The organism is Kribbella sp. NPDC003505, from assembly GCF_040610875.1.
In the GTDB taxonomy this organism is placed as follows: Bacteria; Actinomycetota; Actinomycetes; order Propionibacteriales; family Kribbellaceae; genus Kribbella.
The window spans coordinates 44403-60458 of the sequence record NZ_JBEXNA010000014.1; the positions used below are offsets into that span (position 1 = coordinate 44403).

16 protein-coding genes are annotated in these 16056 nt (G+C 69.9%); 7 read left to right on the forward strand and 9 right to left on the reverse strand.

The features are described 5' to 3' along the window. Window positions 1–112: 112 nt before the first annotated feature. Window positions 113–1147 (reverse strand): acyl-CoA desaturase, encoded by a 1035-nt coding sequence (locus ABZX12_RS36220; RefSeq protein ID WP_355699968.1) that lies wholly within the window; start codon window positions 1145–1147, stop codon window positions 113–115. Between the two features lie 311 nt (window positions 1148–1458). On the opposite strand from ABZX12_RS36220, the gene ABZX12_RS36225 reads away from it, so the two are divergent. After that, window positions 1459–2757, forward strand: a complete 1299-nt coding sequence (locus tag ABZX12_RS36225) for a sensor histidine kinase (RefSeq protein WP_355699969.1) — start codon at window positions 1459–1461, stop codon at window positions 2755–2757. Continuing rightward, a complete protein-coding gene (locus ABZX12_RS36230; protein ID WP_355699970.1) occupies window positions 2709–3356 on the forward strand; it encodes a response regulator transcription factor in 648 nt (215 codons plus the stop codon). Before ABZX12_RS36225 ends, ABZX12_RS36230 begins: the two co-directional genes overlap by 49 nt. Window positions 3357–3374: 18 nt before the next feature. Here ABZX12_RS36230 and ABZX12_RS36235 read toward each other — a convergent pair whose 3' ends face one another. Further along, the gene (locus ABZX12_RS36235; RefSeq protein WP_355699971.1) at window positions 3375–3989 is read right to left on the reverse strand and encodes a helix-turn-helix domain-containing protein; all 615 of its coding nucleotides are present in this window, start codon (window positions 3987–3989) and stop codon (window positions 3375–3377) included. Window positions 3990–4146: 157 nt separating this feature from the next. On the opposite strand from ABZX12_RS36235, the gene ABZX12_RS36240 reads away from it, so the two are divergent. Beyond that, window positions 4147–5193, forward strand: coding sequence for a methyltransferase (locus ABZX12_RS36240; protein WP_355699972.1), 1047 nt, complete (start codon window positions 4147–4149; stop codon window positions 5191–5193). Here ABZX12_RS36240 and ABZX12_RS36245 read toward each other — a convergent pair. Continuing rightward, entirely contained in the window at window positions 5190–5987 is a 798-nt protein-coding gene (locus ABZX12_RS36245) for a helix-turn-helix domain-containing protein (protein ID WP_355699973.1), read from the reverse strand. The two genes, ABZX12_RS36240 and ABZX12_RS36245, sit on opposite strands and share 4 nt — an antisense overlap. Before the next feature lie 50 nt (window positions 5988–6037). Here ABZX12_RS36245 and ABZX12_RS36250 point away from each other — a divergent pair, with 50 nt between their 5' ends. Then, window positions 6038–6820, forward strand: coding sequence for a phytanoyl-CoA dioxygenase family protein (locus ABZX12_RS36250; RefSeq protein ID WP_355699974.1), 783 nt, complete (start codon window positions 6038–6040; stop codon window positions 6818–6820). Here ABZX12_RS36250 and ABZX12_RS36255 read toward each other — a convergent pair. The 5 genes from ABZX12_RS36255 to ABZX12_RS36275 form a co-directional block, all read right to left on the reverse strand. Beyond that, entirely contained in the window at window positions 6799–7902 is a 1104-nt protein-coding gene (locus tag ABZX12_RS36255; RefSeq protein ID WP_355699975.1) for a hypothetical protein, read from the reverse strand. The genes ABZX12_RS36250 and ABZX12_RS36255 overlap by 22 nt on opposite strands. Window positions 7903–8003: 101 nt before the next feature. Beyond that, entirely contained in the window at window positions 8004–9782 is a 1779-nt protein-coding gene (locus ABZX12_RS36260; protein ID WP_355699976.1) for a 3-hydroxybutyryl-CoA dehydrogenase, read from the reverse strand. A gap of 63 nt (window positions 9783–9845) precedes the next feature. Next, window positions 9846–10301 carry an NUDIX domain-containing protein gene (locus ABZX12_RS36265; RefSeq protein ID WP_355699977.1) on the reverse strand — a complete coding sequence of 152 codons (456 nt, stop codon included), beginning with the start codon at window positions 10299–10301 and terminating at the stop codon, window positions 9846–9848. Beyond that, window positions 10298–11179, reverse strand: coding sequence for a class I SAM-dependent methyltransferase (locus ABZX12_RS36270; protein WP_355699978.1), 882 nt, complete (start codon window positions 11177–11179; stop codon window positions 10298–10300). Before ABZX12_RS36270 ends, ABZX12_RS36265 begins: the two co-directional genes overlap by 4 nt. Further along, on the reverse strand, window positions 11176–11499 hold the full coding sequence (locus tag ABZX12_RS36275; protein ID WP_355699979.1) for a hypothetical protein: 324 nt from the start codon (window positions 11497–11499) through the stop codon (window positions 11176–11178). The genes ABZX12_RS36270 and ABZX12_RS36275 overlap by 4 nt, the downstream gene beginning before the upstream one ends. A 49-nt stretch (window positions 11500–11548) precedes the next feature. Between ABZX12_RS36275 and nucS the strand changes: the two genes are divergently transcribed. The 3 genes from nucS to glmS all read left to right on the forward strand — a co-directional run bounded on the left by nucS (window position 11549) and on the right by glmS (window position 14431). Next, entirely contained in the window at window positions 11549–12208 is a 660-nt protein-coding gene (gene nucS, locus ABZX12_RS36280; RefSeq protein ID WP_355699980.1) for an endonuclease NucS, read from the forward strand. An 81-nt stretch (window positions 12209–12289) separates the two neighbouring features. After that, window positions 12290–12571, forward strand: a complete 282-nt coding sequence (locus ABZX12_RS36285; protein ID WP_131292007.1) for a hypothetical protein — start codon at window positions 12290–12292, stop codon at window positions 12569–12571. A 39-nt stretch (window positions 12572–12610) separates the two neighbouring features. After that, on the forward strand, window positions 12611–14431 hold the full coding sequence (gene glmS, locus ABZX12_RS36290; RefSeq protein WP_355699981.1) for a glutamine--fructose-6-phosphate transaminase (isomerizing): 1821 nt from the start codon (window positions 12611–12613) through the stop codon (window positions 14429–14431). A 66-nt stretch (window positions 14432–14497) separates the two neighbouring features. On the opposite strand, the gene glsA is transcribed toward glmS, so the two are convergent. Continuing rightward, window positions 14498–15946, reverse strand: coding sequence for a glutaminase A (gene glsA, locus ABZX12_RS36295; RefSeq protein ID WP_355699982.1), 1449 nt, complete (start codon window positions 15944–15946; stop codon window positions 14498–14500). Between the last annotated feature and the right edge of the window lie 110 nt (window positions 15947–16056).

Sequence of the window (16056 nt, forward strand, 5' to 3'; positions counted from 1 at the left end):
CAGCAGCGCGGTCGCCTGCCCGAACACCTTGAACAGGTCGTGCAGGATCTCGGTGCGCTGCCACTTGGAAGGCCTTCTGCGCGACATAGCCCCTCCAGGCTAGTCGTATGGCCTAGCTCACCTTGAGGTCGCCTCGAAGTTCGTCGCCGACCTCGTGCAGGTGGCGCAACCCCAGGCGGTACGACTCGATCAGGCCCGTCGAGACGTAGGGCATGCCGATCCGTTCGCAGTACGCGCGCACGATCGGCTGGGCGAAGCGGAGGTTCGCGCGCGGCATGCTCGGGAAGAGGTGGTGCTCGATCTGGTAGTTGAGCCCGCCCATCATCCAGTCGGTGACCAGGCCGCCGTTCACGTTGCGGGAGGTCAGCACCTGCTTCTCCAAGTGGCCCCAGTTGCTGTCGTCGTCGGGCATCTCCATGCCCTTGTGGTTGGGCGCGAACACGCTGCCGAGGTGCAGCCCGAAGACCATGTGGTGGATCAGCGCGAACAGCACCGCCTGACCGGGCGACATGATCAGGAACAGCGCGCCGAAGTACAGCACCAGGTGCGCCGCCAGCAGGCCGAGCTCGACCTTCTCGGTACGCCGGCGGGCGAGCAGGAAGCGGACGCTCGACACCTTGAGGTTGAAGCCCTCCAGCGTCAGCAGCGGGAAGAAGATCCGGGCCTGGTTGCGGGTCAGCCAGCCCTCGAGCCCCTCGCGGCCCTCGGCCTGCTCGAGCGTCCAGACCAGCACACCCTCGCCGACGTCCGGGTCCTTGCCGGTGTGGTTCGGGTTGGCGTGGTGGCGGTTGTGCTTGTCGTTCCACCAGGCGTAGCTCATGCCGAGCAGGAGATTGCCGTGCAGCATGCCGATCCAGTCGTGCAGCTTGCGCGAGGCGGCGATCTGCTGGTGCCCGGCGTCGTGCCCGAAGAACGCCGCGCGGGTGGTCAGGATCCCCAGCGGGACCGCGAGCAGCAGCACCCACCAGGACGCGCCGATCACCGCGATGCCAGCCCAGGTCAGCGCCATCAGCGCCACGTTGATCCCGATCGCCATCGCGTACGCCGCCGTACGGCGCTCCAGCAGGCCGGCGGCCTTGATCTCCCGCAGCAGCGGAGAGAAATCGGAGCGGCGGGTGGCAGCAGGTGACACGACAGGCTGAGCCATCAGGTCCTCGTCTCGGTAGCGGGGGAAGGCCTAGGCGTACAGCCGCGGCCAGGGTACGGCATCAAGCCTGTGTGCCCTAACCGCCGAAAACATGGGAGTTACTACCCAATTCACGGGGGGTGACAGCGCCCGGCGGACAGTGGGGATAACACCACTGCCGGAGATCTCACCCTCGGTCATGATGGAGACATGAGCACTGCATCGATGCCACGCCTCCGGCGCGGCGGGTCATGGGGCTGTAACTCCCGTCCTTCCCTCGTCGCTCCGGTCGCTTCGCTCCCTGCGCTCCTCAGTCCAGGACGGGAGGCCCCATGACCGGCGTCGCCGCCGCCGAAGCGCCGCCGATGCGCTACCCGAAACTCGCGCAGCCGTGGATCGCGCTGTTCCTCGCGATCCTGGCCGAGCTCGGGATCGCCCTGTTCGTGCTGAGCGTGGTGTCCGTGCCGCTGATCACGGTGTGGGTCGGGATCCCGCTACTGCTCGTCGTCGTGCCGACCGCGCGCTGGTTCGCGAACTGTCACCGCACGATGCTGGCCGGCTTCCTCGGCGAGCGCATCCCCCGGCCGTACAAGAAGCCTCCGATGCCCGGCATGCTGATGCGGCTGCGGACGATCCTGACCGACGCGCAGACCTGGCGGGACATCATCTGGCTGCTCGTCAACGCTGTGATCGGGTTCACGCTGTGTCTGCTCAGCGCCGTCCTTTTCCTGGCCGGGGTGTTCTACCTGGTCTACCCGCTGCTGGTCGGCGTCACCCCGGAGGGCGTCTTCACCGAGCCGTTCGGCGGGCTGGTCACGGTCAACTTCTGGACCAGCTTCCTGGTGATGCCGGTGGCGCTGCTCGCGTTCCTGATCTGGCAGGCCGCCGGCGAGCGGCTGCTGAAGGCGAACGCGTACGTCGCCCGCTCGCTGCTCGGCCCGACCGAGAGCGCCAAGCTGGCGATGCGGGTCCGCGAGCTGGCCGAATCCCGGGCCGAGACCGTCGACACCCAGGCGGCCGAGCTGCGCCGCATCGAGCGCGACCTGCACGACGGCGCTCAGGCCCGGCTCGCCGCGCTGAGCATGAACCTCGGGATGGCCGAGGAGATGGTGGCGCGGGACCCGGCCCAAGCGGCGGCGCTGCTCACCGAGGCCCGCGAGTCCGCGAGCACGGCGCTGTCCGAGCTGCGCGACCTGGTCCGCGGGATCCACCCGCCGGTGCTCGCCGACCGCGGCCTCGAAGGTGCGGTCAAGGCGCTCGCGCTGACCTGCCCGTTCAAGGTCGACGTGACCTTCGACGTCCCCGGCCGCCCGCCCGCGCCGGTCGAGTCGGCGGCGTACTTCGCGGTCGCGGAGTGCCTGGCGAACGCGGTCAAGTACTCGGCCGCGACGAACGCCTGGGTGCAGATCACCCACGAGGAGGAGAAGCTGCACATGATCGTCGGTGACGACGGCGTGGGAGGCGCGACGGTCAAGCCCGGCGGCGGTCTGTACGGTATCGAGCGGCGGCTGGCCGCCTTCGACGGTACGTTGACCGTGGTGAGCCCGAGCGCCGGGCCGACCACCGTGATCATGGAGCTGCCTTGCGAGTCCTCATCGCTGAAGACCACGCCCTCCTCCGGGACGGCCTGATCCGCCTGCTGGAGGCGCACGACTTCGAGGTCGTCGAGGCGGTCGACAACGGACCCCGGCTGGTGCCGGCGCTCGTGGAGCACCGGCCGGACGTCGCGGTCGTGGACGTCCGGCTTCCGCCGACGTTCACCGACGAGGGCCTGAAGGCCGCCATCGAGGCCCGCACGCAGGTCCCCGGGCTGCCGATTCTGGTGCTCTCGCAGTACGTCGAGCAGCTGTACGCGCGGGAGCTGCTCACCGGCGGCGGAGGCGGCGTCGGGTACCTGCTGAAGGACCGCGTGTCGAACGTCGCCGAGTTCCTGGACGCCGTCCGGCGGGTCGCGGCCGGCGGCACCGCGATGGACCCGGACGTGATCGGTCAGCTGCTGGCCCGCAACACCCGCGACGAGCCGATCAGCCGGCTCACCCCGCGCGAGTCCGAAGTCCTCGGACTGATGGCCGAGGGCCGCTCGAACGCCGCCATCGCCGGCGCTCTGTTCGTCACCGAGAAGGCCGTCAGCAAACACACCAACAACATCTTCGCCAAGCTCGACCTGCCGCCGTCCGAGGACGACAACCGCCGCGTGATGGCGGTCCTCACCTACCTCTCGTCCCGCTGAGCCGTTCAGTGCGGCGCGCTACTCACGAACGGCGCGCGCCAAGCGCTTCTGGGTCGCACCGAGAGCTCGCGCATAGACGTCCCGCTGTGCGGCGAACCTTTCGGTCGAGGCGCAGACGCCGAGCGACCCAGTGGGTTTGTCGCGGACGCGCAGGGCAGAGGCGGCGCATGTCACGCCGATGAGCGCGCGCTGCGGTCCGACGAGCACGCCGCGATGTTCGGTGGTCAGCACCTGACCAAGCGGCGTCAACTCCGCCGACACCGGGATTCCTGGAGCGGCAACTCCCCCGGGCGGCACGATACTGGTCACGTACAAGACCCGGTCACGGTCGAGGGCGGCGAAGTGGACCGTTTCGCCGAGCTCTTGGGCGAGTTCGTGCGCAACAGGGACGACCGTGGTGCTGTGCCCGTTCGTCTGCAGCATCGTGCGAGCCAACCCGGCCAGGCGCCAGCCGAGCCGGTACCGTCCGCACGCCATGCCCTCCAGCAGGCCGGCGTGCTCCAACTCCCGGAGCAGCGCGTGTGCGCTCGACTTCGCCACGCCGACCTCGGTGGCGACTTCGGTGGGGCCCCAGTGGGGCCGCTCGACCGAGAAAAGATCCAAGACCTCGGCGGCCCGGCGAACGCTCCGCATCCACTCATGCTAGCTCCCAACGCGTTCGGCTCTGCCGAACGGTGCTTGGCCGGGGACACCGTCCGCACGCATCGTCAACCAATGACCGTTACCGCGCTCCGCGACCGATGCCCGCCCGTGCTGCACCACGGACCTCGACGAGTTGTGTGGAGGAGCCATGACCACTGACGTCGACCAAGCGTTGTCGCCCGTCCCGTTGATGCAGCTGGCGACCGGCTTCTGGGCGTTCAAGACACTCGCCGCGGCCCATGAGCTTGACCTGTTCTCGCGTCTGTCCGGCACGGCGGGCACAACGACCCGAGAGTTGGCGGACGCGCTCGCAATCGAGGCGCGGCCGGCGGAGATGCTGCTCACCGGGTGCGCCGCACTCGGGCTGCTCGAGAAGAACGACGACCGCTACCTCAACAGCGCGCTTGCCGAGGAGTTCCTGGTCCGCGGCAAGCCGTACTACTTCGGCGGCTTCGTGCAGATGCTCGACGAGCGGCTCTACCCCGGGTGGGCCAGGCTGACCGAGGCGATCCGCACCAACCGCCCGACCACCTGGGACCCGGACCGGCAGAACTCGGTGTTCGACGGCGAGGACCCCCGACTGCTCGCGGTTTTCTGGGAGGCGATGCACTCGCTCTCGACCTTCACCGCTCGGGCGCTGGGCCGAACCGTCGATCTGCGCGGTTCGCGCCGGTTGCTCGACGTCGGAGGTGGCTCCGCGGCGTTCGACATCGAACTGTGCCGGCTCTATCCGACTCTGACCGCGACGGTTTACGAGTTGCCGAAGGTCGCCGCCATCGCGGCCGGGAAGGTCGAGGCGGCGGGACTGTCGGAGCGGATCGAGATCGTGGCCGGTGATTTCTTCGACGACGCATCGTTGCCCGCCGGGCATGACACGATCCTGCTGTCGATGATCCTGCACGACTGGGCGGAGGACCGCGCCCGCGCGATCCTCCAGAAGTGCTGGACGGCGCTGCCGAGCGGTGGCCGGCTGATCATCGCCGAACTGCTGGTGAACGACGAGCGGACCGGCCCTCCGCCGGCGGCGCTGATGAGCCTCAACATGCTGATCGAGACCGAGGGCCGCAACTACACACCTCGCGAGTATCACGCCTGGCTCGACGACCTGGGCTTCCAAGACATTGGCACGGTCTGGTTCGAGGCGGCGGGGGCGAACGGCGCCGTGATCGCCCGGAAGCCGCCCGCATCGGCCTAGGCTCTCCTCCGAAACGCGCTGGGGCTCGATCCGGTATGCCGGCGGAAGCGGGTCGAGAAGTAGAGCGGGTCGGTGTACCCGACCTGCGACGCGATCGACGCGACGGGGCGGCTGGTGAGTTCGAGGAGGCGGGCGGCCGCGTCGAGGCGGCGGCGTTCGACGAACTGCTGCGGGGCGACGCCGAGCTGCTCGCGGAACAGGTGCGCGAACCGCGAGACCGACAGGTTCACCGCCCGCGCGAGCCGCGGTACGTCGAGGCTCGCGGCCAGGTCCTGGTCGATCAGTTCGATCGCACGCAGCAGCCGGTCGTCGATCTGGACGGCCTTCGGGTTCTGGGTGTCGCACCACAGCAAGGCCGCTTCCAGCGCGTTGGCGCTCAGCTGCTCGGCCTGCGGCAGCACGCTGCGCTGGTGCAGTACGGCGTCGCGCAGGTGGCGGGCGACGCGCTCGAAGGCCGGTCCGGCCGGGTGCAGCTGAACGGTGCCCGGGGCAACTTCCGGCCAGTCGAGCAGCGGCAGCCAGTCGGGTTTCGGGTGCATGTGCGCGTACAGGAAATGCCACCGGTCGCCGACCGTGGCGTAGTCGTGCAAGGTGCCGGGGCGAACCAGCGTCACGCTGCCCGGAGCGGCCGCGACCTGACCGAATCGTCCTTGGCCGTCGAGGGTCTGGACCAGCAGCCAGTCGGTCGTCCCGCGCCGCCGATAGGTCGCGTACTCAGGGCCTTCGTCGAACTCACCGGTCACCAGCCGGCGCACCACCGGATGCGGCGACTCAGCAGGATATCGAAGGTTCACAGCGCGATAGGCTATCGCTCGGCGATGCCTGCGGGACAGATCCTGGAGGCATGACAGTCGTGGACATCTACCAGCGGGACGGCATCGTCCAGGTCCCCCAGTTGCTCGAGGCCGCCGAGGTCGAGCGGATCAAGACGGTCTTCATGGAGCAGGTCGCGGTCGACCACTCGCTGGCGATCGACGACGGCGTCCCGGACGACGACCCGCTCGCGAAGTTCCCGCGGTTCGTGCACCCGCACCGGGCGGCTGACACCGAGGCCGGGCGGATCTCGATGGAGCTGATGCTCGACAGCCGGATCCTCGATGTCGTGCAGGCCCTGATCGGCCCCGCGCTCGGCGCCCAGTCGATGTTCTACTTCAAGCCGCCGGGCGCCCGCGGACAGGCGCTGCACCAGGACAACACGTTCCTGCGCGCGGACCCCGAGACCTGCCTCGCGGCCTGGATCGCGATCGACGACGTGGACGCCGACAACGGCGGGCTCGCGGTCGTCCCCGGCTCGCACAAGACCGAGCTGGTCTGCCCGGAGCCGGCCGACCTGACCGAGTCGTTCACCAGCGTCGAGGTGCCGATCCCCGACGGCCTCAGCAGGGTGCAGACCCGGATGAAAGCCGGCGACGTCCTGTTCTTCCACGGCAGCGTCGTCCACGGCTCCCGCCCGAACTCCACCGCGGACCGGTTCCGCCGCTCGCTGATCTTCCACTACATCCCCGAGGACAGCGTCGAGATCGCCGCCTTCTACAACCCGCTGGTCCGCCCCGACCGCCGCGAGACGGTCCTCCCCGAAGCCATCGGCGGCGGGCCCTGCGGCGACTACGCCCAGGCCGAGCCGTAAACCCGCCGGCCCAGCGCACAGGCCGCCGCGATCGCGAGCAGCACTGCGCTGCCGACGAGGAGCCGCCCGACGGAGTGCGGCGGATCGAAACCGGTCTCGGTCGCCGCGGCAGCCAGGCAGGTGAGCAGCGTCAGGCCGAGGATCCCGGTCGCGAGCGTGGTCATCCGGAGCAGCGCCGCGCCGGGCGACGGGTCGAAGCGACGCCCCAGGAACCGCAGCCCGCGGCCGGATTCCGGGGCCCGCTGCCCCCAATCGTCGTACACATGCTGCGGGACCTTGATGCTGTCGAGAGCCGTGAGGCCCTGCGTCAACGACTCGGCCGTCAGCGGCTCCTCGCGGAACAGCACGAGCGCTGTGCCCGCGATCGCGAGGTGGACCTCGCGCGCGTCCAGGAGCGCCTGCATGGTGCGTGGATGCAGGACGGCGGTGAGGTAGCGAGGTTCCTCGCCGATCACGTCGAAGGTCCGATTGAACTCGCCGCTTTCGAGCGTGAGGTCCGATCGGGTCAGCCCACCTGGCCGTACCTCCAGCGGCGGTAACGCGACCGGCAGCGTCGTGACGAACGCGCTCAGGCTGCGCCGCCGGCACAGCAGGCCGTTCCACTGCAGCCACCGCACCTCGAAAGCGAGACCGTCCGGTGTCTGCACGACGTTCCGCGCGCTCCAGGAGCGGCCGACCGGCAGCGGAAGCGATGGCAGCCGCAGCTCACGCGGGTCGACGAGCCTCCAGCCGTTGCGGTGAGCGCAGTCCTGCACAGCGCGGGTGGTTGCCCGCGGCCACGAGTACGCGAGGATCGCGGCGAGCACGACGATCAGGGCCAGCAGCGGCAATACGGCGAGCAACATCGCCGGACCGGCGTCGTACGTCGTCCACGCGATCCGCGCCAGCACAGCTCCGACCCCGAGCACCGCGATCCAGCGCGCCGCGGTGGCCGATCCCGCGGAGATCCCGATCAGCACCCAGGCCACCGGAATCACCAGCACCGCGACCAGCACCATAGTCGCCGACCACCCGGGCCACTCCCCCCCGACCACCCCCGGCATCATGACCAGCCCAAGCCCGGTCACGACAACAAGCAGCATCCCAACCACCGACACCACCCGCCGCCGTCTCCGCACCCGCCCGAGTCTGCCAGCGACCCCGGGTCAGCGACGGCTCGCCTGCGCGGTGATGCTACTGCGGCTCAGTTGCTGTAGTCGCGGAAACCGCGGCCAGTCTTGCGGCCGAGGTAGCCGGCGGTGACCAGGTGTTCGAGCAGCGGCGCCGGGGCGAAGCCGGGCTCGCGGAACTCCAGGTAGAGCGTCCGCTGGATGGCCAGCGAGACGTCCAGGCCGACCACGTCGAGCAGCGCGAACGGGCCCATCGGGAGACGGCAGCCGAGCTTCATCGCCGCGTCGATGTCGTCGACGCCGGCGTAGTGCGCTTCGAGCATCCGGACCGCGTCGTTCAGGTACGGGAACAGCAGCGCGTTCACGATGAACCCGGCCCGGTCGCCGCACCGCACCGGATGCTTGCCAGCAGCAACGGCTACCGCGGCCACCGTGTCGGCGACGTCGGCGGAGGTACTCACCGTGCTGACGACCTCGACCAGCTGCATCACCGGCGCCGGGTTGAAGAAGTGCAGCCCGACCACGTCACCCGGCCGCTTGGTCGCCATCGCCAGGTCGATCACCGGCAGCGACGAGGTCGTGGTGGCCAGGATCGCGCCCGGCTTGCAGATCTCGTCGAACGTCTCGAACAGCGCCTGCTTGACGCTGAGCTCCTCGACGACGGCCTCGATCACCAGGTCGGCGCCCGCGAGGTCGTCGAGCTTCGCCGTACCGGTGACGCGGCGCAGCGCCGCGTCCCGCTCCTCGGCGGACAGCTTGCCGCGCTGCACGCCCTTCTCCAGCGAGCGCTCCAGCACACCGCGGACGCGGTCGACCTTCTCGGTGCCGCGGGCGACGTACAGGACGTCGTACCCAGCCTTGGCCAGGACCTCGACGATGCCCACCGCCATCGTGCCGGAGCCGACCACGCCGACCTGCTTGACCGGCCGGACGGCGATCTCGTCGCCATTGCGGTGCGGGGTGTGCTCGTCGTCCACCACGACCGGCGAGTCCGGCGCCTCGTAGGTGTAGAAGCCGCGCCCGGTCTTCCGGCCGAGCAGCCCGGCGGTGACCATCTGCTTGAGGATCGGCGCCGGCGCGTGCAGCCGGTTGCGGCCCTGCTTGTACATCGTGTCGAGGATCTCGTACGCCGTGTCGAGGCCGATCAGGTCGAGCAGCGCCAGCGGGCCCATCGGGTACCCGCAGCCGAGCCGCATCGCCGCGTCGACGTCCTCGCGAGTGGCGTAGCGGGACTCGACCATCGACACCGCGTGGTTCAGGTACCCGAACAGCAGCGCGTTCGCGATGAACCCGGCCCGGTCGGCGGCGACCACCGGCACCTTGTCGAGCCGGCGGGCCAGCGCCTGCACGTCCTCGACCACGTCCGGCTCGGTGACCACGGTCTTGATCACCTCGACGAACTCCTGCACCGGCGCCGGGTTGAAGAAGTGCATGCCGACGACGCGCCGCGGGCGCTGGGTGGCGACGGAGATCTCGGTGACCGACAACGACGACGTGTTGGTCGCCAGGATCGCGTCCTCGCGGACGATCTTGTCCAGTGCCGCGAAGATCTCGCGCTTCAGCTCGAGCCGCTCGACGACGGCTTCGATCACCAGGTCGCAGTCGGCCAGCGCCTCCAGCGAGGTGGCGAACGTGACCCGGTCGAACAGCGCCTGCTGGTCCTCGACCGACAGCTTGCCGCGCTTCACGGCCCGGTCGGTCGAGTGCTGGATGTGCCCGCGGCCGCGCTCGACGGCCTCCTCGTCGCGCTCGACACCGACCACCGTCAGGCCGTTGCGCGCGAACACCTCGGCAATCCCGGCGCCCATCGTGCCGAGACCCACCACACCAACCGTCGTCAATTCCCGAGCCATGCTTGCACTATGCCAGTCCCAGCACTGGTCCGCCCATGAGTTGCGTCACCGGCGAGGTCAAGCTCACACCCCCTCGTCGATGACGACCGGGGTCTCCATCCAGCCTTCGAGCAGCCACCACGGATCGGGCGCGCCGGCCAGCGCGGCCGCAACGGGTCGTGGCCGCAGGTCCCGCGCAACGAGGTCGTGCACCGGCATCCACACGGCGCGGTAACTCCCCCGCTCCGAGTCGGCCGAGCTTGCCATCTCCGGACCGTCGCCGGTCCCGAACTCGCCGCCGATCACGTCGGCGACGAAGTAGTGCTGCGTGCTGTCGCCGAAGTGCACGACCGCGACCGCCGCGCGGATCTTCACCAGCAGGCCGAGCTCCTCCTGCACCTCCCGGCGCGCGGCCTCCGCGGGACTCTCCCCGTCCTCCACCTGACCGCCGGGCAGCACGTGGTACGTCCGCCCGCCGCGGACCCGCTCGATCGCCGCGATCCCGTGCTCGCTCAGCAGCACGACGCCGGCGCGGATCACGCCCGCACCGCCAGGATCTGCAGCCAGGTTCCGATGCGGGAGTCGCCGCGCTCCAGTCGCTGGACGGACCATCCGGTCGCGGCGAGCAGATCGCGCAGCGGAGCTTCCTGCCAGAGGACGAAGTGGCGCGGCAGGTCGAGGTGCCGGTTGGACCACTCCTCCCCCTTGCCCTCCCGGGTCGCGAAGGCGAGCACGGGCGCGGCGCGGGCCGCCTTCCGCAGTACGCCGTCCAGCTGGGCGCGGTCGAAGTGCAGGAACACCGCGCTCGCGTACACCGCGTCGTACGGGCCGCCGTAGTCGTCGGTGATCGCGTTCAGCCGGTCGGCGGCATACCCGTCGGATCGCATCATCTCGACGAACGCCTGGGTCGCATCGGTGCGCCGGACGACGTACCCGCGGCTCTCCAACTCGATCGCGTCCTTGCCGGTGCCGCTGCCGAGCTCGAGGACACGCCCGCCCGGCGGCACGCGCTCGGCCAGCAGGTCGATCAGGAGGTTGTTGGGGTCGGTCGGGATCGAGTCGCGGAACTTGCCGGCGGCCTGTTCGTACGACGCCAGCGTCACCTCGTTGTCGGAGGCGATCCGCGTCCAGCCGTCGCCGGTGTGCTCGACGATCGCGGGCAGCCGGAGGCCGAGGTCCAGCCCGAGCACGACCACGGTCTCGCCGCGGTGCAGATCGGCGATCGACTGCAGCTCGGCGTCCGGGCGCTGGGTGAGCTCGGGTACGACGGTGAGCTTGACGCCGAGCCGATCGGCCAGCCGGGCGCCGGCGGCCGCCTCGAACGGGCCGGCGTACACCTGGGCGACCCGCTCGCCGACCGCCGCGTCCTGGACGTCGCCGGGCAGCAGCAGGATCCGGGCGGGACACATGAGGTTCATCGACGGACGTACTCCAAGGCCTCGGCGGCGTACTCCGGCCAGGCGGCCGACTGCTCCAGAGGGATCCTTACCCACTCCTTCATCGGCCGACCCATCCCCGGGTCGAACTGCTCCACACCGGGCAGCGCGAGCGCCTTCGCGCGCGGCTCCGGCGGGAGTTTGAAGGTCATCGCGTCGCCGTACATCCCGGCGAGCACCTTCTTGCCGATCTTCAGGCACGGCATGCCGAACATGCTGCCCCGGACCGCGCCGGCCGCCGCCAGACCGGCCGCGACCTCGTCGTACGCCGCCACTGCCGCGTCGCTCACCTTCGGCATCATGGTCACCACCTTCCCACTCCGCGCGGCGGGTGCACTACGGTGCTTTGTCGTGCGCTTGGTGATTGCTACGTGTTCTGTTGACTACTCGGGGCGGCTGACGGCTCATCTGCCGATGGCGCCGCGGTTGCTGATGGTGAAGGCGGACGGGTCCGTGCTGATCCACGCCGACGGCGGGTCGTACAAGCCGCTGAACTGGATGTCCCCGCCGTGCAAGCTGACGGAGGACGACTCCGTCTGGAGCGTCACCAACAAGGCCGGCGAGGAGCTGCGGATCACCATCGAGGAGGTGCACAGCGACACGGCGTACGAGCTCGGGACCGACCCGGGCCTGATCAAGGACGGCGTCGAGGCGCACCTGCAGGAGCTGCTCGCCGAGCACGTGCACACCTTCGGCGAGGGCTGGACGCTGGTCCGCCGGGAGTACCCGACCGCGATCGGCCCGGTCGACCTGCTGCTCCGCGACGCCGACGGCAAGCACGTCGCGGTCGAGATCAAGCGCCGCGGCGAGATCGACGGCGTCGAGCAGCTCACCCGGTACATCGAACTCCTCAACCGCGACCCGCTGCTCGCGCCGGTCCGCGGCATCTTCGCCGCCCAGCTGATCAAGCCGCAGGCCCAGTTCCTCGCCACCGACCGCGGCCTGGAGTGCCTGACCGTCGACTACGACGCCCTGCGCGGCATGGAGTCCGACGTACTCCGTCTCTTCTAGCTCCTGACAAAGCAGAGAATTTGCCCGATTTCGGGCAGATGCTTTGCGTTGACCCCAGAAAGACTGCATGGTTGACGCGTGATCAGTGAGGCGGCGGCCGTGGAGCCGGTCGACGAGCTGGCCGACCAGGTCAGCCGGACGACGGGACTGTCGGCGGATGTCGCGCGACGGGTGGTCGCCGACGTGCTGGCCTATTTCACCGAGACGACCGAGGAGTACGTCCGGCGCCGGCACCGTGAGCTGCAGACCTACGGCGCCCGCAACGACGAGATCTTCGCGCGCCTCGGCACCGAGCTCCGGCACTGGCCGGTCCGCTCGCCCGAACTCTCCGCCCGGCAGCTGCGACGGATCGTCTACGGCTGACCGGGCCGCTCAACCGAACCTACGAAGGGGCACCATCACATGTGCGGAATCGTCGGGTACGTCGGCACCAAGCCGGCCGCGCCCATCCTGGTGGACGGACTGGCCCGCTTGGAGTACCGCGGCTACGACTCGGCGGGCGTCGCCGTTCTCGGGTCGAGCGAGCTGAAGGTGCACAAGGACGCCGGACGGGTCCGTGAGCTGGAGGCGTCGCTGCCGAAGCGGTTCGGCGGCAAACTCGGCATCGGCCACACCCGGTGGGCCACCCACGGCGGTCCGAGCAAGGACAACGCACACCCGCACGCCAGCGGCAACGAGCGGATCGCGGTCGTGCACAACGGCATCTTCGACAACGCCGCCGCGATCCGCGCGCAGCTGGAGGACGCCGGCGTCAAGCTGCGCTCCGAGACCGACACCGAGGTGCTCGCGCACCTGATCGAGCAGGCCGACGGCGACACCCTCGAGGAGAAGGTGCTGGCCAGCCTGCGCCGGATCGAGGGCACCTACGGCATCGCGGTCGTCGACCTCGACTTCCCGGACCGGATCGTGGTCGCCCGCAACGGCAGCCCGCTGATCCTCGGTATCGGCGACGGCGAGATGCACATCGCCTCCGACGCCGCCGCCCTGATCCGCTACACCCGCCAGGTCGTGTACTTGGACGACGGCGAGCTCGCGACCGTCCGCGCCGACGGCTACCGCACCTTCACCCAGGACGCGTCCCCGACCACCAAGACCGCGAAGACGGTCGAGTGGGAGGCCGAGGAGTTCGAGCGCGGCCTGCACGAGCACTTCATGATGAAGGAGATCCACGAGCAGCCGGACGCGGTCGGCCGGGTCATCCGGGGCCGGCTGGACGAGCGCTTCCACACCGTGCACCTCGGCGGCCTGAACATGGATGCCCGTGAGGCGCGGGAGATCAAGCGGGTCAAGATCCTCGGCTGCGGCTCGGCGTACTACGCCGGCCAGATGGGCGCGCAGTTCATCGAGGAGGTCGCCCGGATCCCTGCCGACGCGGAGCCCGCGTCGGAGTTCCGGTACCGCAACCCGGTGGTCGAGCGGGACACGCTGTACGTCGCGGTCTCGCAGTCCGGTGAAACCCTCGACACGCTCGTCGCCGTCCAGGAGCTGAAGCGCAAGGGCGGCCGCGTGATCGGCCTGGTGAACGCGGTCGGTTCGAGCATCGCCCGCGAGGTCGACGGCGGCGTCTACCTGCATGCCGGCCCGGAGGTCTCGGTGGCCTCGACGAAGGCGCTCACCAACATGGCGGTCGGGTTCGCGATGCTCGGCATCCACCTCGGCCGGATCCGGGACGTCTCCCCCGCCGACGGCCGCCGGCTGATCGACGGCCTGAAGAAGCTCCCGGAGCACATCGCCGCGATCGTGGCGCAGGAGGAGGAGCTGGCCAAGATCGCCGGCCGGCTCGCGCAGCACGAATCGCTCTTCTTCGTCGGCCGCACTCGTGGGTACCCGGTCGCGCGCGAGGGTGCGCAGAAGCTGAAGGAGATCTCGTACCGGCACGCCGAGGCGTACCAGACCTCCGAGCTGAAGCACGGCCCGCTCGCGCTGATCTCGCCGGACGTGCCGAGCGTCGCGATCGTCCCCGACGACGAGCTGCTCGACCGCAACATCGGCGCGCTGCACGAGATCGGCGCCCGCTCCGGCCCGCTGTACGTCGTCACGCACCCAGGCGTCGACGTGCCGGACGGGGTCGCGGCGAAGATCGTCGTACCGAAGAACGAGGCCGAGCTGGACCCGATCCTGCTGACCATCCCGCTGCAGATCATCGCGTACTACGCGGCCGTTGCCCTCGGCCACGACGTCGACAAGCCGCGCAACCTGGCGAAGTCGGTCACCGTCGAGTAGCAGCCCGAACGACGACGGCCGCCGATCACCCCGAGGGGGTGGTCGGCGGCCGTTGTTCGTGGGAGATCAGAGCTGCTGGCCGGGCTGCGACGGACGCCGCAGCGTCGCTGTGCCGGCTCGCTCGGTCTCGACGGTCTGCGCGACACCCGCACCGCCGCTTCCCGGCCGGGCCAGGCCGCCGAGAGCGCGGTCGGCCGCGCTCGCCGCCTCAGCTCGCCGATCGGCGCCGTTGAGCGCACCGACCAACTGTCCCGCGGCGCGGCCGCGCTCGGCGCCCATGCTCCGGTACGGGTGCAGGCCGAACTCGTTGACGAGCCGTTTGCACACCTCGACCCCACGCACCGAGTTGCCGACCGCGTCCAGACGCGGCGAGAACACCACGACGGCCATCCGCTTCGACGGCACCACCATCAAGACGTTGCCGGACACCCCGCTCTTGGCCGGCAGCCCGACCTCGTTCGAGAACTGTCCGGAGTCGTTGTACATGCCGCTGTGGCCCATCATCGACAGCACGCGGGCGGCGGTCTCCTCGGAGAACACCTGCCGGCCGCTCAAGGGTGCGACTCCACCGTTCGCGAGCGTGGCGCCGGCCTTCACCAGGCTGGCGGCGGTCATGGTGAGTGAGCAGCCCATGGTGTAGAGCTCGGTGGCGTCCTCGGGCGCCCGCCGATCGGTCGGGCTCGCGCCGTACAGCTTCCCGTTCCGCGCCAGCGCGTTGGCGAACATGACATTCCCGAACCCGGTTTCGCGCTCGGCCAGGAACGTCGCACCGTGCAACTGCGGACGCTCGCCGGTCATCGCGGCCCAGGTGTCCCGGACGGTCGTGAACCTCGCGGACAGATCCTGGCCGGCGTCGACCAGTGCGAGCGTCCCGATCGCTCCGGCGTTGATCATCGGGTTGTGCGGCCGGCCGTCCGCACCCAGCGACAGCAGCGGATCGTTGAAGGGACCGCCGCTCTGTTCCTGACCGACCCAGCGGTGCACCTCCTCCGGGCCGAGCTGCTCCAGCGCGATCGCGTAGTTGAACGGCTTCGACGTCGACTGGACGCTGAACTCCTCCGCGGTGTCGCCGATCGAGAACACCTGGCCGTCGGCGGTGCAGATCGCGATCCCGAACTTCTCCGGATCGGCGTCCCGCAAGGTCGGGATGTAGTCCGCGGTCTCACCGGACCGCTCGTCCAGCAGATCGGTGTGGATCCGCTCGACCGCGTGCGCGAACGCCGCGAACTCGTCCACGGGAACGGCGAGATCACCGGTCAGCGCGCGCTGGATCACCTCGTGCCGCGCGACCTCGGCGAACGTGTCGAGATCGAGCTGCACGGGCTGGGCGTACGGCGTGATCGCGGGTCGGCCGGCGGCGTCACGGACACCGTCCAGCGCCGCACGGACCCGCGGATCGTCCGGCATGATGCCGGCCCGGCCGAGGGTGTTGAGCAACTCCCAGGACCAGATCCGGCCGTCGTCGTCGGTGTCGATCGTGGCGTACGACCGGAGCAGCTTCTCCGAGACGTCCATTGGCTGCTTCCTTCCCCAGCTGGCGGCAGGCGGGCGTGCACGACCACGCTGTCGGCGCGCAGCAGCTTGTCCTTCTTGTGTTTCCGGAGCGGTCACCTGGTGTTACGGCA